The sequence below is a fragment of the Actinoplanes sp. NPDC051494 genome (assembly GCF_044454705.1).
Taxonomy (GTDB): Bacteria; Actinomycetota; Actinomycetes; order Mycobacteriales; family Micromonosporaceae; genus Actinoplanes.
Genome location: NZ_JBITDZ010000005.1, coordinates 445377 through 465703 on the forward strand (window position 1 = coordinate 445377; position 20327 = coordinate 465703).

A 20327-nucleotide genomic window follows, 5' to 3' on the forward strand; every position below is an offset into this window, starting at 1 on the left:
AGAAGCGGCGGCCCCCGCCGTTTAATCCTGGAGGTTCACCATGACCGCACCCGTCCTCGTCACCGGCGCCACCGGGCAGCAGGGTGGCGCCACCGCCCGCGCCCTGCTCGCGGCCGGCGTACCCGTCCGCGCCCTGGTCCGCGACCCCGCCACCGCGAAAGCGAAGGCCGTCGAAGCGCTCGGCGCCGAGCTCGTCACCGGCGACCTGGAGGACCGCGACTCGGTGACCCGGGCCGCGCTCGGCGCCCGGGCGGTCTTCTCCGTGCAGATGGCCCCGTTCCGCGACGGTACGTTCGACTTCCCCGGCGAGCTGGCCCAGGCCGTCAACCTCATCGAGGGGGCGCTGGCCGCGGGTGTGCCGCAGTTCGTGCACACGTCGGTCTCCGGCGCCGGGCGGCTCACCCTCGACGGGCGCTTCGCGGCGCTGGAGCCGTACTACGCCGCCAAGGCCGGGATCCAGGACCGGGTCCGCGCAGCCGGTTTCGCGCACTGGACCATCCTCAAGCCCGGGTTCTTCATGGAGAACCTGCTGCCCGCCGCCGCGTACCTGCTGCCCCGGGGTGTCGAAGGTGGCCTCGCGACCGTGCTGAAGCCGCAGACCCGGCTGTCGCTCGTCGCGGTCCAGGACATCGGCGCGGCAGCCGCCGCGGCCATCGCCGACCCGGAACGCTTCGACACCGTCGAGCTGGAGCTGGCCAGTGACTATCTGTCGCTGACCGAGATCGCCGCGATCATGTCCGGCGCGCTGGGCACCGAGCTGGCCGCGCCGGACATGACCGAACAAGAGGCGCTGGCCGCCGGCATGCCGGAGTACGGCGCGATCTCGCACGAGCTCATGAACGTCGCCGGCCAGCCCGCCCGGCCCGAGTTCGCGCGGGCGCTGGGCATCCCGGTCACGTCGTTCGCGACGTGGGCAGCCGGCGCTCTGCGACGCTGAGCAGCGTGTCGCTGAGCTTGCCGAGCGCCGCGAGCAGCACGATGGCCAGCAGCATCACGTCGGTGCGGCCGGTGTTCTGACTGTCGATCAGCAGGAAACCCAGGCCCATCGACGAGGCGATCAGCTCGGCGGCGACCAGGAACAGCCAGCCCTGCGCCAGCCCGAGGCGCAGCCCGGACAGGATCGCCGGGGTCGCGGCCGGGAACAGGATCGTGACGATCAGCCGCACCCCGGAGCGCCCGTAGGCCCGGCCCACCTCGACCAGGTGCGGATCGATGTGGGCCAGGGCCGCGGACACCGTCGACCAAACCGGGAAGAACGCGCCGATCGCCACCAGCACGATCTTCGGCGTCTCCCCGATGCCGAGCCAGAGCAGCAGCAACGGCACCCAGGCCAGCGACGGCACCGCGCGGACCGCCTGGATCGTGGGCGACAGCGCGGCCGCCGCGGTCCGGGACAGGCCGACCAGTGCGCCGAGCGCCAGACCGAGCCCGGCCCCCGCGGCGAAGCCGATCAGCACCCGCTGTGTGCTGATCGCCAGGTGGTGCCACAACTCCCCGCGCCCGGCGAGGTCCCCGAACGCGGCCACCACCTCGGCCGGCGGCGGCAGCTGGGCCGCGGAGTAGACCCCCGCGGACGCCAGCAGCTGCCAGATCCCCACCAGCAGCACCGGGACGACGATGCCGAGCGCGCGCCTCATCGAGCGGTGGCGTACTTCGGTTCCAGCAGCGTGTCGAGAGCGGCCCGGGCGGCCTGTTCGCTCTTGACGGTGCCGTCGGCGATCAGGACCGGCAGGATCTTCTCGAACACGGCACGTTGCGCGGCGCCCGGAACGGGATCGACATCCAGATGGGTACGCGTCGTGAGCACCGTTCTCGCGACCGGTTCGGAGATCTTGGCCTCCCGGGCGTACAACCGCACCGCCTCGTCCGGATTGGCCTGGATCCACGCGCGGGCGCGCTCGTAGGCGCCGACCACCACCTGGGCGAGATCGGCGTGCGCGGCCAGGAACGACTCCCGCGCGTTCAGCACGCCGTAGGAGTTGAACGCCACGTTGCGGTAGACCAGTCGCGAGCCGGCGTCGGTCTCGCTCTGCGCCATCAGCGGGTCGAGTCCCGCCCAGGCGTCCACCTGCCCGCGTTCCAGCGCCGTCCGGCCGTCGGCGTGCTGCAGGTTGACGACCGTCACGTCAACCGGTCTCAACCCGGCCTCGTCCAGCGCGCGCAACAGGAAGAAGTACGGGTCCGTACCCTTCGTCGCCGCGATCTTCCGGCCCCGCAGGCCGGCCACCGAGGTGATCGGCGAACCCTTCGGCACCACGACGGCCGCCCATTCCGGCTGGCTGAACACGCTGATCGACTTGATCGGGGTGCCGTTCGCGCGGGCCACCAGCGCCGCCGCACCCGCGGTCGACCCGACGTCGAGCACGTCGGCGCGCAGAGCCTCGTTGGCCTTGTTGCTGCCGGCGGAGAGCTGCCACGTCACGGTCACGCCGCGCGCGGCCAGGTCGGTCTCCAGCCACTTCTGCTCCCGCAGGACCAGGCTGGCCGGGTTGTAATACGCGTAGTCCAGGCGCAGCGTCGTCGCCGTGTCCGTGGCGGGCTCCTCCTCCCCCCGCACACACCCGGTGATCAGGCTCAGGGACAACACCGCGACCAGTGCGGAGCGTACGGATCTCATGCCGGATTCCTTCCGTGAACGTGTCGGCTTCCTACTCCGAGCTCGGCCAGCAGCGACACGCGCAGCTCGGCCAGCACCGGGTCACCGCGGTCGCGGGGCCGCGCGCCGGGCACGTGCAGCACGAGCCGGACCGTGGACGCGTCCGTGTCGCCGGGCCCCAGCAGGACGACGCGGTCGGCCAGGTGCAGGGCCTCGTCGACGTCGTGGGTGACCAGCAGCACCGTGGCGCCGGTCTCGCCGTGGACCTGGACCAGCAGGTCCTGCATGCGCAGCCGGGTCAGCGCGTCGAGCGCCGCGAACGGCTCGTCCAGCAGCAGCACGCCCGGCCGGCGGGCCAGCGCCCGGGCCAGCGCGGCCCGCTGGGCCATCCCGCCGGAGAGCTGCCGGGGACGATGCCCGGCGAACCCGTCGAGCCCGACCACCGTGAGCCAGTGCGCGACCTCCGCGCGGGCCCGTTCACCGCTCACCCCGCGCGGTAGTCCATAGGCGACGTTGCGCTGCAGCGTGCGCCAGGGCAGCAGCCGCGGCTCCTGGAACACGACCGCGCACCGGGGCTCGATGCCGGTCACCGGCCGCCCGCCGACCGACACCGTCCCCGACGTGGCCGTGTCCAGCCCGCCCGCCAGCCGCAGCATCGTGGACTTGCCGCACCCGGACGGCCCGAGCAGCGCGATCACCTCGCCCGGGGCGACACTCAGGCCGATGCCGCGCAGCACGTCCCGGCTCCGGCCGCCGGCCGCGAAAGCCTTGCCGACGCCGGCGAACTCCAGACCTACCGGCTCGCGCACTCAGCGCTCCAGGGCGAGCACCGTGCGGATGATCCGGCCGGGGGCGGTGTGCGAGGTCCAGTCGGCGTGCACGTCGGCGAAGCGCACGATCCCGGTACGGTCGGCGACGACGACCGTGGCGAACGGCAGCACCGCGCGGCCGGCACCGAGCACCTGCTCGGCGCCGGGGCTGGAGAAGCCGATGTTGAACGCGTCGATCAGATTGTGCCGGGGGTCGGACGCGACGAGGAAGGTCAGGCCCTGCTGTCGCTTGAGGACCTCGAGCCGGTCCGGCGCCTGCGGGCTGACCGCGACCAGGTGCGCGTCCACCCCGGCCAGGACCGGAGCGAGGACATGGCGGTACGCCTTCAGCGCCGCGGCACACTCCGGCGAGCTCGCGTGCCGGACGAAGACGAGCACGACCGGGCCGGTGTCGCACAACCGGCGCAGATGGATCGGGCCGAGATCGACCTCGAGCAGCGGCAGGTCCGGGACCCGGTCGCCGGCGGCCACCATCCGGTCCCAGATCGCGTCGCGTTCGAACTGGAGCCGGAACGCCGCGTCGTCGGCACCCTGGCGCCGCATCCTCCGGGTGTCCCGGATACGAGTCGTCATCCCGCCATATTACCTACTGGGCAGATAGGATTACTAGGCCTTGTTCTCCCGGCCGGTCGCCGCCAGCGAGTCACCCAGAGCCGTTCGCCAGTACAGGACCTCGCGGCCGGCGCGGCGGCTGAGCACCAGGCCGGCATCGAGCATCACTCTGAGGTGGTTGCCGACCGAGCCCAGGGGCAGGCCCGACAGGGCGGCGAGCTGGGTGGTCGAACGCGGGTCGTCCAGCGTGCGCAGCAGCCCGGCCCGGTTGGCGCCGATCAGCCGGTCCAGGCCCCGTACGTCCGCCGCGGCCGTCGTGGCGAGCGCGCCGGCGACCGGGTAGATGAGGGCGTACCGGGTGGGCTCGTCCCACATGACCCACGAGCCGTTGCTGTGGGCCGGCACGAACAGCAACGTCCGGGCCGCCGAGAGGTCACGCTCGGGCAGCTCGAAATGGTTGATCCGCAGCAGCCCGTCACCGAGCCACCGCGTCCGCGCACCCAGCGTGGGGATCAGGCCGGACCAGCCGTGCGCGGCCAGCGTGGTGGTGCGGGACACGATGTCGGCCTGCAGCACCCGCCGCCGCCGGGGCCAGTCGGCCTCGACGGTGGCCGTCCAGATCCATTGCAGCAGCCCGAGCAACTCCGCGCGCAGACCCGGTCGCAGCAGTGTCGCGGCGAGCCGGCCCGGCCGGACCGTGTAGAGCTCCGAACGGATGCGGTCGTCGTCCCACTCCGCGGCGAGCTGGTCGAGCTCCTCGGCGAACGACATGCCCGGGGTCACCGGGACAGTGCCCAGGAAATCGGCCATCCAGCCGGGCAGATCGCCGCGGCGGGACCGCCACGCGCGGCGCACGAGGTCACGGCGGACCGGATGGCCGGCCAGCATCTCGGCGAACGCATCGCGGTTCGCGGCGTGGAATGCCTGCTGCCAGGGGCCCCGTGGCGCCTCGAGCAGGGTCAGCGCGGACACCGTCTCGGCCATCGGGGACAGCACGAACCGGCTCGATGCGAGCAGGTCGGCGGACACTCGCCAGGAGCCCATGATGTTTCGCCTCTCCGCGAATCATTGGAGACCACGGGGACCACTGTCCCAGACTCGCCGTGTGCATACCTACCGAGAGGTCTTCGCCCTGCCCGAATTCCGGGTGCTGTTCCTCGTCCGCTGCCTGACGATGGCGGCGGTGTCGATCGGCAGCCTCGCCCTCGGCGCGATCACCTACGCCGGCACCGGTTCGCCCGTGCTCACCGCGCTGGCGATGTTCGGCGGGCCGCTGATCACGGTGCTCGGTTCGGCCACCGTGCTCGGCGCGTCGGACGCCCTGGGCCCGCGTCGCGCTTCGACGATCATGCCGATCGCCTACGCGGTCGCGTTCCTGGTGCAGTCGCTGCCGAACCTGCCCTGGGGCCTGCGGTTCGCGATCCTCGCCATCCCCTTCCTCGCCGGCTCGGCGACCAGCGGTTCCTTCATGCGTCTGCTGCACGACGTCCTTCCGCCGGACGGCTTCGTGCTCGGCCGGGCGACCCTGAACATCGCGGTCGGCGTCATGCAGGTCGCCGGATACGGGCTCGGCGGCCTCCTGCTCGCCTGGTTCCCGGCCTCGTCGCTCTTCCTCGTCGCCGGCGCGATCATGGCGGCAGCGGTGCCGGCCCTGCGGTTCGGGCTCCGGGAACGTCCGGGCGTGGTGTCGGACAAGGGCCTGCTGACCCGCACCAGGGAGGCGAACCGGGCCCTGCTCGGCTCGCCGGTGACCCGGCCGATCTACCTCGCGATGTGGGTGCCGAACGGGCTCATCGTCGGCTGCGAGGCCCTGTTCGTCCCGTACGCGGGTCAGGCCGGCGCCGGATATCTGTACGCCGCCACCGCGGCCGGCATGCTGGTCGGCGACGTCGCCGTGGGCCGCTTCCTGGCGCCCCGGCTTCGCGATCGGTTCGTCGAGCCGTTGCGGGTGCTGCTGGCGTTGCCGTACCTCGGATTCCTGCTCACGCCACCGCCGGGCGTCGCTCTCGCGCTCGGGTTCGTCGCGGCGATCGGTTTCGCCGCCTCGCTGGCCCTGCAGGAACGGCTGGTCCGGGCCACCGGGCCGGACACCCGCGGGCAGGCGTTCGGCCTCTACTCGACCGGGCTGATGGTGGGACAGGCGGTCGGTGCGACCATCGGCGGCCTGCTCGCCACCCGGCTCGGGCCCGCGTACGCGATGGGGGTGCTCGCGGTCGCTTCGCTGAGCGTCACGGTGGCCCTGACACCGGGCCTGAGGCGGTCGGCGCAGCACCGCGATCGCGCGGGGGTCACGTGACCGACCGCCCGGCCGAGGTGCGGGCCGGGCGGTCGACGGGTTCCTGGGCGGCGGTCAGAAGGCCGCCAGCACCGAGCCCTGGTACTTGTCCTCGATGAACTTCTTGACCTCGGCGGAGTGCAGGAGCTTCTCGAGCTTGACGATCCGGGGGTCGTTCTCGTCACCGGTGCGGACCACGACGAGGTTGGCGTAGGGGTTGTCGACGCCGTCCTCGAGGGCGAGCGAGTCCGTGGCCGGCTTGAGGCCGGTCTCGATGGCGTAGTTGCCGTTGATGACCGAGATGGCGGTGTCCTCGAGGCTCCGGGGCAGCTGGGCCGCCTCGAGCAACGAGATCTTGAGGTTCTTGGGGTTGGTGGCGATGTCCTTCTCGGTGGCCTTGACCCCGACGCCGTCCTTGAGGGTGATCAGACCGTTCTTGGCCAGCAGGTTCAGGGCGCGGCCCGAGTTGGACGGGTCGTTGGGGATGGCCACGACGCCGCCGGCCGGGACCTCGGCCAGGGTCTTGACCGTCTTGGAGTAGATGCCGAGCGGTTCGATGTGGACCGGCTTGAGGGCGGTGAACTTGTAGCCCTTGGCCGCCACCTCTTCCTCGAGGTACGGGATGTGCTGGAAGTAGTTGGCGTCGAGCTGCTTCTCCTGCAGGGCGACGTTGGGCTGGATGTAGTCGTTGAACTCGACGATGTCGAGCTTGAGGCCCTCGGCGGCGGCGAGGTTGTCCTTGACGTACTGCAGGATCTCGCCGTGCGGGATCGGGCTGACGCCGACCTTGAGGGTGTCGTCACCCGAGGCGCCGGCGTCGTCGGAGGACGATCCGCACGCGGCGAGGCTGAGGGCGAGGCCGGCGGCGGCTACGAAGGTGACCAGGGAACGGCGGCGCATGAGAGGGGTGGTGCCTTTCTATCGGTGGGAGAGGCGCCGGACGAGGAGGTCGCCCAGCATCTGGATGAGTTGTACGAAGACCACCAGCACGACCACCGTGGCGATCATGACCTCGGTCTCGAAGCGCTGGTAGCCGTAGCGGATGGCGAGGTCGCCCAGGCCACCGCCGCCGACCACGCCCGCCATGGCGGAGTAGCCGATCAGCGCGATGACCGTGATGGTGAGGCCGGCGACGAGGCCGGGGCGGGCCTCACGGAGCAGGACCTTGCCGACGATCTGGCGGCGGGAGGCGCCCATGGCCACCGCGGCCGCGACGACGTCGGTGGGGACCTCGCGGATCGCGGTCTCGACGATGCGGGCGTAGAACGGGATCGCGCCGATGGTCAGCGGGACGATCGCCGCCGTGGTGCCGATGGTGGTGCCGACGATCGCCCGGGTGAACGGGATCACCGCGACCAGCAGGATGATGAACGGCAGCGACCGGCCGATGTTGACGACCAGGCCGAGCAGCGCGTTGACCGGACGCAGCGGGAACAGGCCGCCACGGTCGGTGAGCAGCAGCGCGACGCCGACGAGCAGGCCGCCGAGCGCGGTCAGGACGGCGGAGAAGCCGACCATCCAGGCGGTCTCCTTGAGGCCCTCCCAGAGCAGTTCAGAGATCTCGGTCCAGGTCATCGGGCTACCTCCGCCACGATCACGCCGCGCTCGCGCAGCCAGGTCACGACGGGGGCGGGCGGCACGGTCAGGGCGATGCGCAGCCGGCCGGCCCGGGTGGCGGCCAGGTCCTGCACGGACCCGGCGATGATGCGCACGTCGGTGCCGAACGTCCGGGCGAGCTCCGAGACGACCGGCTCGTCCGCGACCGCGCCGCTGAGCGTGAGGTCGAGGAGAGCGCCTTCGGGGTGCGTGCCGGCCAGGGGGAACAGGCCGCGGGCGAGTTCGGAGCCGGGCTCGCGCAGCAGGTCGGCGATCGGCCCGGACTCGGTGAAGCGGCCGTCGCGCATCAGGGCCGCGGAGTGGCAGATGCGCCGGACCACGTCCATCTCGTGGGTGATCAGCAGGATGGTGAGCCCGAGGCGGCGGTTCAGGTCGCGCAGCAGGTCGAGGATCGAGCCGGTGGTCTCCGGGTCGAGGGCCGAGGTCGCCTCGTCGGAGAGCAGCACCTGCGGGTCGCCGGCGAGGGCCCGGGCGATGCCGACGCGCTGCTTCTGGCCGCCGGAGAGCTGAGCCGGGTACGCGGAGGCCCGGTCACCGAGCCCGACGAGCTCGAGCAGTTCGGCCACCCGGCGGGCGCGGCCGGCCCGGGAGACGCCGGTGACCTCCAGCGGGAACGCCACGTTGCCGGCCACGGTCCGCGAGGACAGCAGCGCGAAGTGCTGGTGCACCATGCCGATCCGCCGGCGGGCCGTACGCAGCCGCTTGCCCGGCAGCGCGGTCAGCTCGGTGCCGCCCACCGTCACCGTCCCCGCGTCGGGGCGTTCGAGCAGGTTCACGCAGCGCAGCAGGGTGCTCTTGCCGGCGCCGCTCTGCCCGAGCACGCCGAAGATCTCGCCGGCGCGCACGGTGAGGTCGACCCCGTCGACCGCGACGACCTCCCGGCCCCGTGCTCGGTAGGCCTTGCGCAGGCCCTCGATCTGGATCAACTCGCCCCGCTCATTCCGTCGATCGGTTTTCCTACAAAGTCGATATGCTTTGCGAGGCACGACGGTAGCCCGCCCCGACCCTCCAGGGAAACTCCGTGTTACTACCGTCACGCGCCGTTAACGGGTCGGCAATACATATATAGCCGATAGGATTGATAGCCATGAGCGACATCCCGCTGCACCTCTCCGTCGCGCTCGACGGCGCCGGCTGGCACCCCGCCGCCTGGCGAGAGCCCCGGGCACGCCCGGCCGACCTGCTGACCGCCGGCTACTGGACCGACCTGGTCCAGGAGGCCGAGCGCGGCACACTCGACTTCGTCACCTTCGAGGACTCCCTCGGTCTGCAGGCGACCGGCCTCGACCCGGTCGGCGAGCGCACCGATCAGGTCCGTGGACGCCTCGACGCGGTCCTGATCGCCGCCCGGGTGGCGCCCCTGACGTCACGGATCGGCCTGGTGCCGACCGCGACGGTCACGCACACCGAGCCGTTCCACATCGCGAAGGCGATCGCGACCCTCGACTACGTCAGCGGCGGCCGGGCCGGCTGGCGGGTCCAGGTCTCCGCCCGCCCGGACGAGGCCGCGCACTTCGGCCGCCGCACGATCCCGGCCTGGCAGCTCGACAACCTCGACGCCCGCGAGGTGCGGGAGCTGTTCGACGAGGCCGCCGATTTCGTCGAGGTGGCCCGCCGGCTGTGGGACAGCTGGGAGGACGACGCCGAGATCCGCGACGCCGCGACCGGCCGGTTCATCGACCGGGCCAAGCTGCACTACATCGACTTCAAGGGTTCCCGGTTCAGCGTCAAGGGCCCGTCGATCACCCCCCGGCCGCCGCAGGGCCAGCCGCTGGTCACCGCGCTCGCGCACGCCACGATCCCCTACCGGCTGGGCGCCGGCTCGGCCGACGTGGTCTACGTGACGCCGCATGACGAGGCGCAGGCACAGCGCATCGTCGGCGAGGTCCGCGGTGCGCAGTCCGCCGCGAAACGCGACGCGGAGACCGTACACATCTTCGGTGATCTGGTGGTTTTCCTCGCCGCCACGGACCGGGAGGCGCGGGACCGCCGGGCGCGGCTCGACGGGCGTGCGGAGTTCTCGTCCGACGCCGAGATCTTCACGGGCACGCCGTCCGCGCTCGCCGATCTGCTGGTGCGGTGGCAGCGCGCGGGGCTGACCGGGTTCCGGCTGCGGCCCGGTGTCGTCCCGGACGACCTGGAGGCGATCACCCGCGCGCTGGTGCCCGAGCTGCGGGCCCGGGGCGCCTTCCGGCACGAGTACGAGGCCACGACCCTGCGCGGGCTGCTCGGCCTGCCCCGACCCGAGAACCGCTACGCGACCACCCGGAGCCCCCGATGAGCAAGCCGTTGAAGCAGATCCACCTCGCCGCCCACTTCCCCGGAGTCAACAACACCACCGTGTGGAGCGATCCGCGGGCCGGCAGCCACATCGAGTTCAGCTCGTTCGTGCGGCTCGCGCAGACCGCGGAACGCGCCAAGTTCGACTTCTTCTTCCTCGCCGAGGGACTGCGGCTGCGTGAGCAGGCCGGGCAGATCTACGACCTGGACGTGGTCGGGCGCCCGGACACGTTCACCGTGCTGGCGGCGCTGGCCGCGGTCACCGAGCGGCTGGGCCTGGCCGGCACGATCAATTCCACGTTCAACGAGCCGTACGAGGTGGCCCGGCAGTTCGCCAGCCTCGACCACCTGTCCGCGGGCCGGGCCGCGTGGAACGTCGTCACGTCCTGGGACGCGTTCACCGGTGAGAATTTCCGGCGCGGCGGTTTCCTCGCCGAGCCGGACCGTTACAGCCGCGCCGAGCAGTTCCTGCGGACCGCCACCGAGCTGTTCGACTCGTGGCCCGCCGGCGCGATCGTGGCCGACCAGGACCGCGGGGTGTACGTCGAGGACGGCCGGGTCGGCGCGTTCACGCACCACGACCAGCACTTCGACATCGAGGGCCGGTTCAACGTGCCGCGCAGCCCGCAGGGCCGGCCGGTGATCCTGCAGGCCGGTGACTCCGACGCGGGCCGCGAGTTCGCCGCGGCGAGCGCCGACGCGATCTTCAGTCGCTACGGCACCCTGGAGGAGGGCCAGAAGTTCCACTCCGACGTCAAGCGCCGGCTCGCGGCGTACGGCCGGGAGCGCGACGATCTGCTGGTGCTGCCCGCCGCGACGTTCGTGCTCGGCGACACCGACGCCGACGCCCGCGAACAGGCCGCGATCATCCGCCGTCAGCAGGTCAGCGGGCAGACCGCGATCCGCTTCCTGGAGCAGCTCTGGAACCGTGACCTCAGCGGTTACGACCCGGACGGCCCGCTGCCGGAGATCGACCCGGACCTCGGCGAGAACCACATCGCGCGGGGCCGGGCCAGCGTGCGGATGCACCGCGACCCGCTGGCCACCGCCCGCGAGTGGCGCGAGCGCGCCGAGGCCGGCCACCTGTCCATCCGGGACCTCATCATCGAGGTCACCGGCCGGCAGAACTTCATCGGTACGCCCGCCGCGGTGGCCGGGAGCATCAACGATCTCGTGCAGCACGACGCGGCCGACGGCTTCATCCTCGTCCCGCACGTGACCCCGGACGGCCTGGACGGTTTCGCCGACACGGTGGTCCCGCTGCTGCAGGAACGGGGGGTCTTCCGCACCGAGTACACCGGCACCACCCTGCGCGACCACCTGGGCCTGGGCGTCCCGGCCCGGGCGGCGGCACCGGTCACACGCTGAGCGCGGTGGCGTACTGGTCGGCGACCGCGGCCAGATCGGCCATCTCGGTCTCGATCGCGGTCAGTCCGAAGTCGACGACGTCGGCGCCGAGCTCGCTCAGCAGCCGGGCGAGGAACGCCTCGGTCGCGTCGGCCTGCGGCTGGAACGTGGCGGTGACCACCGGCACCGCCACGATCCCGGCCAGGGCGTTGGCCGGGAGTTGATCCAGGAAGACCTTCAACGCCCCCGCGTACGACCCCTGGTAGGTCGGCGTGGCCACGACGAGCACGGTCGCGTCCTGCACCCGGGTCAGCGCCCGCCCGGTGGCGTCGTCACCGGGGACGAGCAGGGCGGGGCCGAGCTCGGCGAGGTCGACGGTGACCACCGCACGGGTCTCGGCAAGGCGTTCTCCCACGGTCCGGGCGAGCCGGAGCGTTCGTGATCCCGGGTTCGGGTGTCCGCATATTACGACGACGTCCGTCATCAGGGCCTCCTCACCGACTCCCCATATCATGCGTCCATAGCACCGGTTTGACTATGAGCATGTTCAGCAATACGCAAAGTCACCACTATCTCCTATCGCATAAGTAGGGATAGGCTCGGGTCATGGATGAGAAGCAGTGGGCGCTCTGGCACGCCGAGCACGAGCGGCAGCTCGCCGACCCGCACGGGTTCCTGGCCATCACCAGCCTGAACTTCCTGGACGCCACCCCACGCCGGCTGAACGACGCCCCCGGTTCGTGGTCCACCGGCCCGGACGGGGTGACCGTCGAGCTGGCCGACGGCGAGAGCCTGACCGTGGACGGCACCGTCGTCACCGGTCTGCATCGCTTCGGCGTGCTCGCCGAGCGCACCGGGATCAATGCCATCGCTGGTGACGCCGTCATCGAGGTCGCCCGGCGCGGCGGCTTCGACATCGTCCGGCCCCGGCACCCCGAGAACCCCCTGCGCCTGGGGTTCCACGGCGTCCCCGCCTACGAGCCGACCGAGAAATGGGCGCTGACCGGCCGCTACGTACCGTTCGACCAGCCCCGCGACGTGACGGTCGGCGCCGCGGTCGAGGGTCTGGAACACGTCTACGCGTCACCGGGCCGCGTCGAGTTCGAGGCCGGTGGCACCCCGCTCGCCCTGACCGTGTTCAACGGCCGCACCCCCGGGTCACTGTTCGCGCTGTTCACCGACGAGACGTCCGGCGTCACCACGTACGCGGCGAACCGCAGCCTGGCCATCGACGCGCCCGCCGCCGACGGCACCGTCGTGCTCGACTTCAACCGGGCCACGAACCTGGTCTGCGCGTACACCGACTTCGCGACCTGCCCGCTGCCCCCGGCCGAGAACCGGCTCCCGGTCGCGGTCGAGGCCGGCGAGAAGATCCCGTACGAGCGGTCCTGATGCGGATCGGGGTGATCTTCCCAACGGGTACGATCGGCTTCGAGGGCCGGGTGTCGGTGCTGGAGCTGGAGAGGCCCGGATCATGACGATGCGGTCGGCACTCGACCCGGTGCGGCTGCGGCGGGTCTTCGGCTCGTTCCCCACCGGGGTGACGGTCGTCGCGGCCCTGGTCGACGACGTGCCGACCGGTCTGGCCGCGAACTCGTTCGTCTCGGTGTCGCTGGAGCCGGCCATGGTCTCGATCTGCGTGGCGCACACGTCGACGACCTGGCCGGTGCTGCGCCGGGCCGCCCGGCTGGGCGTGAGCGTGCTCGGCGCGCACCAGGAGCACGCCGGGCGGCTGCTCAGCGCGCGGGGCGCCGACCGGTTCGCCGGGCTGGGCTGGCGGTCGAGTGCGGACGGCGCGATCGTGCTCGACGGGTCCAGCGCCTGGCTGGACTGCTCCGTGGCGGATCAGATCCGCGCCGGCGACCATGACATCGTGCTGCTCCGGGTGCACGACCTCGACGCCGACCCGGAGGTGGCGCCGCTGGTGTTCCACGGCAGCCGCTATCGCCGCCTGCACGACGGCAACCCGTGACGGTCCGGGCCCCCGGCCCGACCTGACCGGATGTCCGCGTCCACCCACTGGCTGGTGCGGTCGACGCCTGGTTGCTGCTGTTGCGCGACCACGGCACCTGGGAGCCGGCCGACACGCTCGGCTACGCGATCCACCACGCCGAGAAAGGTCACCGGTTGCTGCCCGGCGCGGCGGCGACCATCGCGACGGTGGCCGGGCCGCCCGGATCGACGCGGTCCGCGCGGCCTGGTCCACCGGCTTCGTGGCCCGGGCCGTGGACGCGTTCGTCCGCGACACCCCGCACCGGCATTCGTCCGGCACGGTCCACCGGGGCCTGCTGACCGCCGCCGACCCGGCCGCGTTCCGGGCCGGCTACGAGACCCCGGTCAGCGGCACGTTCCGCGGCACCACCGCGCTCAAGGCCGGCGCCTGGTCGCAGGGGCCGGTGCTGCTGCAGACCCTCGCGATCCTGGACGGCTTCACCAACGCCGAACTCGACCTGGGCACGGCCGCCGGCGTGCACCGGGTCCTGGAGGCGCTGAAACTCGCGCTCGCCGACCGCAAGGCGTACTACGGCGAGGAGCTGGACCCCACGGCACAGCTCTCCGCGGGCTATGCCGACCGGCGGCGCGGGTTGATCACCGGCCCGGTCCTGCCCCCGCTGCGCGGCGGCGGCGGTTCCCTGGACGGCGGCCTCGGCGAGCCCACCGTGGCGGTCGGTGGGACGACCCTTGGGGACACCTGTCATCTCGACGTGGTGGACCGCTGGGGCACCATGATCTCGGCGACGCCGTCGGGTGGCTGGCCGCAGTCGTCACCGGTGATCCCCGAGGTCGGCTTCAGCCTCGGCACCCGCCTGCAGATGACCTGGCTCACCGGGGGCCTGAGCCCGCAGGCGGCGATCGAGGCACCGGTGTTCCACACCACGAGCTTCCCGGGCAGCTTCCGGCCCCGCACCGGCACCCCCGCGCGCGGGCGTCGAGGACCGGCTCGGCGACGAGGTCATCGCCGACCTGGCCGGGTGCGGCCACGTGATCACCCGGGCCGGCGACTGGACCCTGGGCCGCCTCTCCGCGGTGGGCCGCGACCCGGCGACCGGCCGGCTCTCCGCCGCCGCCGACCCGCGCGGCGCCCAGGGCTACGCCACCGGCCGCTGACAGCGAAGCGCCCGCGGCGGACGGTTGTGACGCCGCTGACCTTGCGTAGCTTTAAAACCCATCGGGATTGTATGTTTGGCCTGGCCCTCTTCAAGATCAACTGAAGGACAGCAGCGGTGGACAAGCATGATGTGTGGCGTGAGGCACGCCGGCGCGCCGTGACCGGGCCCACCGGCAACCTCGCCCTGATCGAGACCCGCTGGGGAGCCGACGACCCGGACGCCGCGCTCGACGGACAGCCCGCGACCGTCACGGCCACCCGGCTGCGCCGCCACGACCCGCTGACCGGCACCGAGCAGCACGGCATCCGGCTCTGGGACGCCGCCTCCCCCGCGATCCGCGCCTTCACCGGCATCGACACCTACGCATACGACCCGGCCTGGGTGCTCGAGGCCCGCTACACCGAGGGCGACCGCCGGGTCCCGTTCGAGCACGCGCAGGACGCCGGCTTCACGCGTGACCTGCCGGTCCCCGGTGACCTGCACCTCACCCTGGACGGCCGCGACTACACGCTGCACGCGTTCGACGACGACGGCCCGCTGCTGCTGGTCTTCGGCGACCCCACGAACGGCAAGCAGACGTACGGTTCCGGCCGGTTCCTGTTCGTCGAACGTGTCGCCGGCACCGATCGGGCGATCCTCGACTTCAACCGCGCGTTCGTGCCGCCGTGCGGGTTCTCGGAGCACTACAACTGTCCGCTCCCGCCCCCGCAGAACCGCCTCGCCGTGCCCGTCGAGGCCGGCGAGAAGCTTCCCCTCTTCACCACGGAGTCGCACTCATGAAAAGACGTTTGCTGGTCGCTGTCGGTCTCACCGCGCTGCTGGCCGCCTGTGGCGGCGGGGGCGGCGCGACGACGGCCGGGGGCGGCGACGCCGCGATCATCCAGGTCGGGTCGGTCTACGAACCGCAGAACCTGGACAACACCGCCGGCGGCGGGCAGGGCGTGACCGAGGCGCTCAACGGCAACGTGTACGAAGGCCTGTTCAAGCTCACCGACACGGGTACGGTCGAACCGCTGCTCGCCAAGGAGCAGAAGGTCAGCGACGACGGTCTGACCTACACGTTCACGCTCCAGCCGAACGTGACGTTCCACTCCGGCAAGGCGCTGACCTCGGCCGACGTCAAGTCGAGCATCGAGCGGGTGACGGCGGAGAACTCCAAGTCGGCCCGCAAGAGCAACCTCGCGGCGATCAAGACGATCACCACGCCGGACGACGCGACCGTGGTCGTGCAGCTCTCCACCCGGTCGATCTCGTTCGTCTACAACCTGAGCTACATCTGGGTGACCAACGCCGCCGCGACCGACCTGACCACCACGGCGGACGGCACCGGGCCGTACAAGCTCGGCGAATGGAAGCGCGGTTCGACGCTCAGCCTGACCCGTTTCGACGGCTACTGGGGCACCAAGGCGAAGAACGCCGGTGTCGTGTTCCACTACTTCACCGACGCCACCGCCCTGAACAACGCGCTGCTCACCAACGCCGTGGACGTGGTCACCAGCGAGCAGAGCCCGGACGCGCTCGCGCAGTTCACGAGCAACGCCGCGTACAAGGTGAACGACGGCAAGGGCACCACCAAGCTGCTGCTGGCGTTCAACGACAAGGTCGCGCCGTTCGACAAGCCGGCCGTGCGGCAGGCGATCAGCTCGGCGATCGACGACAAGAAGCTGCTCACCTCGATCTGGGGCGACTACGGCACCGCGATCGGCTCGATGGTCCCACCCAGCGACCCGTGGTACGAGGACCTGACCTCGGTCAACGCGTACGACCCGGCGGTCGCCAAGCAGAAGCTGGCCGAGGCGGGCTTCCCGGACGGGTTCGCGTTCACGCTCGACACCCCGAGTTACGACCCGCACCCGACCGCCGCCACGTTCATCAAGTCGGAGCTGGCCAAGGTCGGCGTCACCGTCACGATCAACACGATCACCGCCGACGAGTGGTACACGAAGGTGTACCAGAAGCGGGACTTCCAGGCGACGATGCAGGAGCACGTCAACGACCGCGACGTGGTCTGGTACGGCGACCCCGACTTCTACTGGGGTTACCGCAACCCGCAGGTCACCGAGTGGATCAAGCAGGCCGAGCAGGCCAAGACGACCGACGAGCAGACCTCGTTGCTCAAGCAGGCCAACCGGCAGATCGCCGAGGACGCCGCGAGTGACTGGCTCTACCTGTACCCGCAGATCGTGGTCGCCTCGGCCAAGCTGTCCGGCTACCCGGTCAACGGCCTCAACGCCCAGTTCTTCGCGTACGGCATCGTCAAGAACTGATGGTCTCCTACCTGCTGCGAAGGACAGCGATCCTCATCGGGTCGCTGTTGTTCGCCGCGGTGGTGCTGTTCGTGCTGCTCCGGCTCCTGCCGGGCGACCCGGCCAACGCCCTGCTCCCGGTCGGTGCGACCCCGGAGCAGATCGAGGCCGCGCGGCGGGAGCTGGGCACGGACGCGGCACTGCCGGCCCAGTTCCTCACCTGGCTGCGTGACGTCGCCACGCTCGATCTCGGTACGTCGCTGATCAGCACGCTGCCGGTCGGCCCGGAGATCACCGCCCGGCTGCCGGTCACCGTCCCGCTCACCCTCGCCGCGTTCCTGCTCGCCGTGCTCATCGCGGTCCCGGTCGGGGTGCTCGCCGCGACCCGCGCCGACCGCTGGTACGGCCCCGCGATCAACGCGGTGGCCCAGCTCGGCATCGCGGTCCCGGCGTTCTGGGTGGGCCTGCTGCTCATCACGCTGTTCGCGCTGCGGCTGCGGGTGCTGCCGGCCGGTGGCTTCCCGCCCGGCGGCTGGGCCGAGCCCGGCACCGCGATCCAGGCCCTGGTCCTGCCGGTCGTGACGGTCGCGCTGGTCATGTCCGCCTCGCTCATCCGGTACGTCCGCGGCGCCACCCTTGACGTCCTCGGCGCCGACTACCTGCGCACGGCCCGGGCGCTCGGGTCCTCGCCGGGTCAGGCGCTACGGCGCCACGGCCTGCGCAACGCGGCCGTACCCGTCATCGCGGTCCTGGCCATGGAACTGGCCACCACGTTCCTCGGCGCGGTCGTCGTGGAGAGCGTGTTCGCCCTGCCCGGGCTCGGCGGCCTGCTCGTGCGCGGGATCAGCCAGCACGACTACCCGGTCGTGCAGGGCGTCATGCTGGTCAGCACCGCCACCGTGCTCGTCGTCGGATTCCTCGGTGACCTCGCCCAGCGGCTGGTGGACCCCCGGCTGCGGTCCGGCGGGGCGTCATGAACCGCCGGTCGCTGCATCTCGCGCTCGGGCTCACGCTGGTCCTCGTCGTCACGGGCGCGGTGCTCATCTCGTACCTGTGGCTGCCCTTCGCCCCGGACGACACCTCCGGGAGCCGGCTCGCACCGCCCGGCGGCGACCACCTGCTCGGCACCGACAAACTCGGCCGCGACCTGCTCACCCAGCTGTTGATCGGCGGGCGGATCGCGCTCGGCACCGCGCTCGGCGCGGTCGCCGTCGGCGGGATGCTCGGGGTGAGCGCCGGCCTGCTCGCCGGGTTCGCCACCCGCTGGCTCGACGACGCGGCCGCGGTGGTGCTCGACATCCTGATCGCGTTCCCCACCCTGCTGCTGGCGATGCTCATCGTGGCCGGCACCGGCGCGTCGCTGGGCACCGCGATCCTCGCGATCGGGCTGGCCATGGCCGCGATCGTGGCCCGGCTGACCCGCGTGCTGGTCAAGCAGGTCCTCGAGCGCGACTACATCACCGCGGCCCGGGTCGCCGGGATCACCTGGCCGCGGATCGTGCTCAGCCACGTGCTGCCCAACATCGCCCCGGTGCTGCTGGTCAACCTGGCGCTGCAGGCCGGGCTCGCGGTGCTGGCCGAGGCGAGCCTGTCGTACCTCGGCCTGGGCACCCCGCCACCGAACGCGTCCTGGGGCCGCATGCTGTTCGAGGCCCAGGCGACGGTGCTGACCTCGCCGGCCGCCGCCATCGCCCCCGGCCTCGCCCTGGTCACGCTCGTCATCGGCATCAACCTCACCGCCGACGGCCTGCGCGACCTGACCGACCCCACCCGCCGTCGCACCCCCGGGAGGTCGTCATGAGTCTGCTCACCGTGACGGGTCTGAGCATCACCGGCCAGGGCGGCACCGGCCTGGTCGACGACGTCTCGTTCGAGGTCGGGCCCGGGGACCGCACCGGGCTCATCGGCGAGTCCGGGTCGGGCAAGTCGCTGACCTCGCTCGCCGTCATGGGCCTGCTGCCGGCGGGGCTGACCGCCACCGGCGACGTGCGGCTCGGCGGCGTCGACATGATCGGAGCGCCGGAACGCCGGCGGACCGGCGTACGCGGGAAGGTCGCCGCCACCGTCTTCCAGGAACCGCTCACCGCGCTGGACCCGCTGATGACCGCCGGCCGGCAGATCGCCGAGCCGGTGCGCCGCTTCCGGGGCCTGCGCGGCACCGCGCTGCGCGACGCCGTGCACGCGGCCCTCGACGAGGTCCGGCTCACCGACACCGAGCGGATCGCCGGGTCCTACCCGCACGAGCTCTCCGGCGGGCAGCGCCAGCGGGTCGCGATCGCGATGGCCCTGGCCTGCCGCCCCCGGCTGCTGATCGCCGACGAGCCCACCACCGCGCTCGACGTCACCGTCCAGGCCGAGATCCTCGACCTGCTCGACCGGCTCGTCACCACGCACGGCACCGCGCTGCTGTTCATCACGCACGACCTCGCGGTCGCCGCCCGCGTCACCCGGCAGACCCACGTGCTCCGGCAGGGGCGGATCGTCGAGTCGGCGCCGATCACCGAGCTGATCGACCGGCCCGCTCACGAGTACACCCGCACGCTCGTCGACAGCGCCCGCCGCTTCGACACCGCACTGGGACGGCACCTCTCATGATCCTCGAAGCCGACCGGGCCGGATTCACCTACCGAGGTGGCACGCGGGCGCTCACCGACGTGTCGCTGGCCGTGCACCCCGGCCGCAACGTGGCCCTGGTCGGCGAGTCCGGCTCCGGCAAGACCACGCTGCTGCGCCTGCTGCTCGGCCTGACCAGACCCACCACCGGCACCATCCGGTACGAGGGCAGCCCGCTCACCCGCGCCCGGATGCGCGACTACCGGCGGTCGGTGCAGGCGGTGTTCCAGGACCCGTACTCCTCCCTGGACCCCCGGCACCGGATCGGGCGCATCGTCGCCGAACCCCTGCGCGGCCTCGGCCTCGGCGCCGACCCCGCCCGCGTCGCCGAGGCCCTGGACGCGGTCGGCCTGCCCGCCGACACCGCGAGCAGGTATCCGCACGAGTTCTCCGGCGGCCAGCGGCAGCGCATCGCCATCGCCCGGGCCATCGTCTGCCACCCCCGGGTGCTGCTCGCCGACGAACCGGTCAGCGCCCTCGACCTGACCACCCGGGTCCGGATCGTCGACCTGCTGGCCACCCTGCGCACCGAACGCGACCTGACGATCCTGCTCGTCTCGCACGATCTCGGGGTGGTCGCCGAGCTGTGCGAGCACACCGCGGTCCTCGAACGCGGCCGGATCGTCGAGCAGGGCGACACCCGCGAGGTCCTGGGCGCGCCGTCGCACGCGTACACCCGCCGGTTGCTGGCCAGCGTGCCCCGCCTGCCGTCCTGAGAGCTGCTGCTCACCCGACCGTCGTGCAGTGATCGCCCGGGCCGACCGATAAGCGATCGCGATCGGCATCGATCGCGAAAAGACGTTGGACTCCGCGCCGGATTACCTACATGATTGGTAGGCATTATAGGGAATCAGAGGGGAA

22 protein-coding genes are annotated in these 20327 nt (G+C 71.9%); 13 read left to right on the forward strand and 9 right to left on the reverse strand.

Going from position 1 to position 20327, the window contains the following annotated elements:
* Positions 1–40: 40 nt before the first annotated feature.
* The gene (locus tag ACIA6A_RS21180; RefSeq protein ID WP_396099444.1) at positions 41–937 is read left to right on the forward strand and encodes an NmrA family NAD(P)-binding protein; all 897 of its coding nucleotides are present in this window, start codon (positions 41–43) and stop codon (positions 935–937) included.
* Here the strand turns inward: ACIA6A_RS21180 and ACIA6A_RS21185 are convergent.
* From ACIA6A_RS21185 to ACIA6A_RS21205, 5 genes are read right to left on the reverse strand one after another with little or no spacing between them, the layout of a single operon-like run.
* Positions 894–1637 carry an ABC transporter permease gene (locus ACIA6A_RS21185; RefSeq protein ID WP_396099445.1) on the reverse strand — a complete coding sequence of 248 codons (744 nt, stop codon included), beginning with the start codon at positions 1635–1637 and terminating at the stop codon, positions 894–896. The two genes, ACIA6A_RS21180 and ACIA6A_RS21185, sit on opposite strands and share 44 nt — an antisense overlap.
* Positions 1634–2617 (reverse strand): aliphatic sulfonate ABC transporter substrate-binding protein, encoded by a 984-nt coding sequence (locus ACIA6A_RS21190; protein ID WP_396099446.1) that lies wholly within the window; start codon positions 2615–2617, stop codon positions 1634–1636. Before ACIA6A_RS21190 ends, ACIA6A_RS21185 begins: the two co-directional genes overlap by 4 nt.
* A complete protein-coding gene (locus ACIA6A_RS21195; protein WP_396099447.1) occupies positions 2614–3405 on the reverse strand; it encodes an ABC transporter ATP-binding protein in 792 nt (263 codons plus the stop codon). Before ACIA6A_RS21195 ends, ACIA6A_RS21190 begins: the two co-directional genes overlap by 4 nt.
* Complete coding sequence (locus tag ACIA6A_RS21200; RefSeq protein ID WP_396099449.1) at positions 3406–3999, reverse strand: redoxin domain-containing protein; 594 nt, start codon at positions 3997–3999, stop codon at positions 3406–3408.
* 33 nt (positions 4000–4032) lie between these two features.
* Complete coding sequence (locus ACIA6A_RS21205) at positions 4033–5022, reverse strand: ArsR/SmtB family transcription factor (RefSeq protein WP_396099450.1); 990 nt, start codon at positions 5020–5022, stop codon at positions 4033–4035.
* A 61-nt stretch (positions 5023–5083) separates the two neighbouring features.
* Between ACIA6A_RS21205 and ACIA6A_RS21210 the strand changes: the two genes are divergently transcribed.
* Positions 5084–6274, forward strand: coding sequence for an MFS transporter (locus ACIA6A_RS21210; protein WP_396099451.1), 1191 nt, complete (start codon positions 5084–5086; stop codon positions 6272–6274).
* A gap of 54 nt (positions 6275–6328) precedes the next feature.
* Here ACIA6A_RS21210 and ACIA6A_RS21215 read toward each other — a convergent pair whose 3' ends face one another.
* The 3 genes from ACIA6A_RS21215 to ACIA6A_RS21225 are packed head-to-tail and all read right to left on the reverse strand — an operon-like array spanning position 6329 to position 8796.
* Complete coding sequence (locus ACIA6A_RS21215) at positions 6329–7153, reverse strand: MetQ/NlpA family ABC transporter substrate-binding protein (RefSeq protein WP_396099452.1); 825 nt, start codon at positions 7151–7153, stop codon at positions 6329–6331.
* Positions 7154–7171: 18 nt separating this feature from the next.
* The gene (locus ACIA6A_RS21220; RefSeq protein WP_396099453.1) at positions 7172–7828 is read right to left on the reverse strand and encodes a methionine ABC transporter permease; all 657 of its coding nucleotides are present in this window, start codon (positions 7826–7828) and stop codon (positions 7172–7174) included.
* Complete coding sequence (locus ACIA6A_RS21225) at positions 7825–8796, reverse strand: methionine ABC transporter ATP-binding protein (protein ID WP_396099454.1); 972 nt, start codon at positions 8794–8796, stop codon at positions 7825–7827. Before ACIA6A_RS21225 ends, ACIA6A_RS21220 begins: the two co-directional genes overlap by 4 nt.
* Positions 8797–8957: 161 nt before the next feature.
* On the opposite strand from ACIA6A_RS21225, the gene ACIA6A_RS21230 reads away from it, so the two are divergent.
* Complete coding sequence (locus ACIA6A_RS21230) at positions 8958–10151, forward strand: LLM class flavin-dependent oxidoreductase (protein WP_396099456.1); 1194 nt, start codon at positions 8958–8960, stop codon at positions 10149–10151.
* Positions 10148–11518, forward strand: a complete 1371-nt coding sequence (locus tag ACIA6A_RS21235; RefSeq protein ID WP_396099457.1) for an NtaA/DmoA family FMN-dependent monooxygenase — start codon at positions 10148–10150, stop codon at positions 11516–11518. Before ACIA6A_RS21230 ends, ACIA6A_RS21235 begins: the two co-directional genes overlap by 4 nt.
* On the opposite strand, the gene ACIA6A_RS21240 is transcribed toward ACIA6A_RS21235, so the two are convergent.
* Positions 11508–12011: an NADPH-dependent FMN reductase gene (locus ACIA6A_RS21240; protein ID WP_396099458.1), complete on the reverse strand. Its 504-nt coding sequence runs from the start codon at positions 12009–12011 to the stop codon at positions 11508–11510. The two genes, ACIA6A_RS21235 and ACIA6A_RS21240, sit on opposite strands and share 11 nt — an antisense overlap.
* A gap of 92 nt (positions 12012–12103) precedes the next feature.
* Here ACIA6A_RS21240 and ACIA6A_RS21245 point away from each other — a divergent pair, with 92 nt between their 5' ends.
* From ACIA6A_RS21245 to ACIA6A_RS21285, 9 genes are all read left to right on the forward strand, one after another.
* Positions 12104–12889 (forward strand): DUF1684 domain-containing protein, encoded by a 786-nt coding sequence (locus tag ACIA6A_RS21245; protein WP_396099459.1) that lies wholly within the window; start codon positions 12104–12106, stop codon positions 12887–12889.
* A gap of 82 nt (positions 12890–12971) precedes the next feature.
* Positions 12972–13469, forward strand: coding sequence for a flavin reductase family protein (locus ACIA6A_RS21250; protein WP_396099460.1), 498 nt, complete (start codon positions 12972–12974; stop codon positions 13467–13469).
* 241 nt (positions 13470–13710) lie between these two features.
* Positions 13711–14709, forward strand: a complete 999-nt coding sequence (locus ACIA6A_RS21255; RefSeq protein ID WP_396099461.1) for a gamma-glutamyltransferase — start codon at positions 13711–13713, stop codon at positions 14707–14709.
* A gap of 12 nt (positions 14710–14721) precedes the next feature.
* Positions 14722–15387, forward strand: a complete 666-nt coding sequence (locus ACIA6A_RS21260; RefSeq protein WP_396099462.1) for a DUF1684 domain-containing protein — start codon at positions 14722–14724, stop codon at positions 15385–15387.
* Positions 15384–16874: an ABC transporter substrate-binding protein gene (locus ACIA6A_RS21265; protein WP_396099463.1), complete on the forward strand. Its 1491-nt coding sequence runs from the start codon at positions 15384–15386 to the stop codon at positions 16872–16874. The genes ACIA6A_RS21260 and ACIA6A_RS21265 overlap by 4 nt, the downstream gene beginning before the upstream one ends.
* Positions 16874–17830 (forward strand): ABC transporter permease, encoded by a 957-nt coding sequence (locus ACIA6A_RS21270; protein WP_396099464.1) that lies wholly within the window; start codon positions 16874–16876, stop codon positions 17828–17830. The genes ACIA6A_RS21265 and ACIA6A_RS21270 overlap by 1 nt, the downstream gene beginning before the upstream one ends.
* Positions 17827–18654, forward strand: coding sequence for an ABC transporter permease (locus ACIA6A_RS21275; RefSeq protein ID WP_396099465.1), 828 nt, complete (start codon positions 17827–17829; stop codon positions 18652–18654). The genes ACIA6A_RS21270 and ACIA6A_RS21275 overlap by 4 nt, the downstream gene beginning before the upstream one ends.
* Positions 18651–19448 (forward strand): ATP-binding cassette domain-containing protein, encoded by a 798-nt coding sequence (locus tag ACIA6A_RS21280; protein WP_396099466.1) that lies wholly within the window; start codon positions 18651–18653, stop codon positions 19446–19448. Before ACIA6A_RS21275 ends, ACIA6A_RS21280 begins: the two co-directional genes overlap by 4 nt.
* Positions 19445–20182: an ABC transporter ATP-binding protein gene (locus tag ACIA6A_RS21285; protein ID WP_396099467.1), complete on the forward strand. Its 738-nt coding sequence runs from the start codon at positions 19445–19447 to the stop codon at positions 20180–20182. The genes ACIA6A_RS21280 and ACIA6A_RS21285 overlap by 4 nt, the downstream gene beginning before the upstream one ends.
* Positions 20183–20327: the final 145 nt, after the last annotated feature.

Excerpts from the sequence above, each read along its gene's own strand:
- ACIA6A_RS21180 (WP_396099444.1), top strand. The coding sequence starts at position 41 with ATGACCGCACCCGTCCTCGTCACCGGCGCCACCGGGCAGCAGGGTGGC.
- ACIA6A_RS21185 (WP_396099445.1), bottom strand. The coding sequence starts at position 1,637 with ATGAGGCGCGCGCTCGGCATCGTCGTCCCGGTGCTGCTGGTGGGGATC.
- ACIA6A_RS21190 (WP_396099446.1), bottom strand. The coding sequence starts at position 2,617 with ATGAGATCCGTACGCTCCGCACTGGTCGCGGTGTTGTCCCTGAGCCTG.
- ACIA6A_RS21200 (WP_396099449.1), bottom strand. The coding sequence starts at position 3,999 with ATGACGACTCGTATCCGGGACACCCGGAGGATGCGGCGCCAGGGTGCC.
- ACIA6A_RS21205 (WP_396099450.1), bottom strand. The coding sequence starts at position 5,022 with ATGGGCTCCTGGCGAGTGTCCGCCGACCTGCTCGCATCGAGCCGGTTC.
- ACIA6A_RS21215 (WP_396099452.1), bottom strand. The coding sequence starts at position 7,153 with ATGCGCCGCCGTTCCCTGGTCACCTTCGTAGCCGCCGCCGGCCTCGCC.
- ACIA6A_RS21220 (WP_396099453.1), bottom strand. The coding sequence starts at position 7,828 with ATGACCTGGACCGAGATCTCTGAACTGCTCTGGGAGGGCCTCAAGGAG.
- ACIA6A_RS21230 (WP_396099456.1), top strand. The coding sequence starts at position 8,958 with ATGAGCGACATCCCGCTGCACCTCTCCGTCGCGCTCGACGGCGCCGGC.
- ACIA6A_RS21235 (WP_396099457.1), top strand. The coding sequence starts at position 10,148 with ATGAGCAAGCCGTTGAAGCAGATCCACCTCGCCGCCCACTTCCCCGGA.
- ACIA6A_RS21240 (WP_396099458.1), bottom strand. The coding sequence starts at position 12,011 with ATGATATGGGGAGTCGGTGAGGAGGCCCTGATGACGGACGTCGTCGTA.
- ACIA6A_RS21245 (WP_396099459.1), top strand. The coding sequence starts at position 12,104 with ATGGATGAGAAGCAGTGGGCGCTCTGGCACGCCGAGCACGAGCGGCAG.
- ACIA6A_RS21250 (WP_396099460.1), top strand. The coding sequence starts at position 12,972 with ATGACGATGCGGTCGGCACTCGACCCGGTGCGGCTGCGGCGGGTCTTC.
- ACIA6A_RS21265 (WP_396099463.1), top strand. The coding sequence starts at position 15,384 with ATGAAAAGACGTTTGCTGGTCGCTGTCGGTCTCACCGCGCTGCTGGCC.
- ACIA6A_RS21270 (WP_396099464.1), top strand. The coding sequence starts at position 16,874 with ATGGTCTCCTACCTGCTGCGAAGGACAGCGATCCTCATCGGGTCGCTG.
- ACIA6A_RS21275 (WP_396099465.1), top strand. The coding sequence starts at position 17,827 with ATGAACCGCCGGTCGCTGCATCTCGCGCTCGGGCTCACGCTGGTCCTC.
- ACIA6A_RS21280 (WP_396099466.1), top strand. The coding sequence starts at position 18,651 with ATGAGTCTGCTCACCGTGACGGGTCTGAGCATCACCGGCCAGGGCGGC.
- ACIA6A_RS21285 (WP_396099467.1), top strand. The coding sequence starts at position 19,445 with ATGATCCTCGAAGCCGACCGGGCCGGATTCACCTACCGAGGTGGCACG.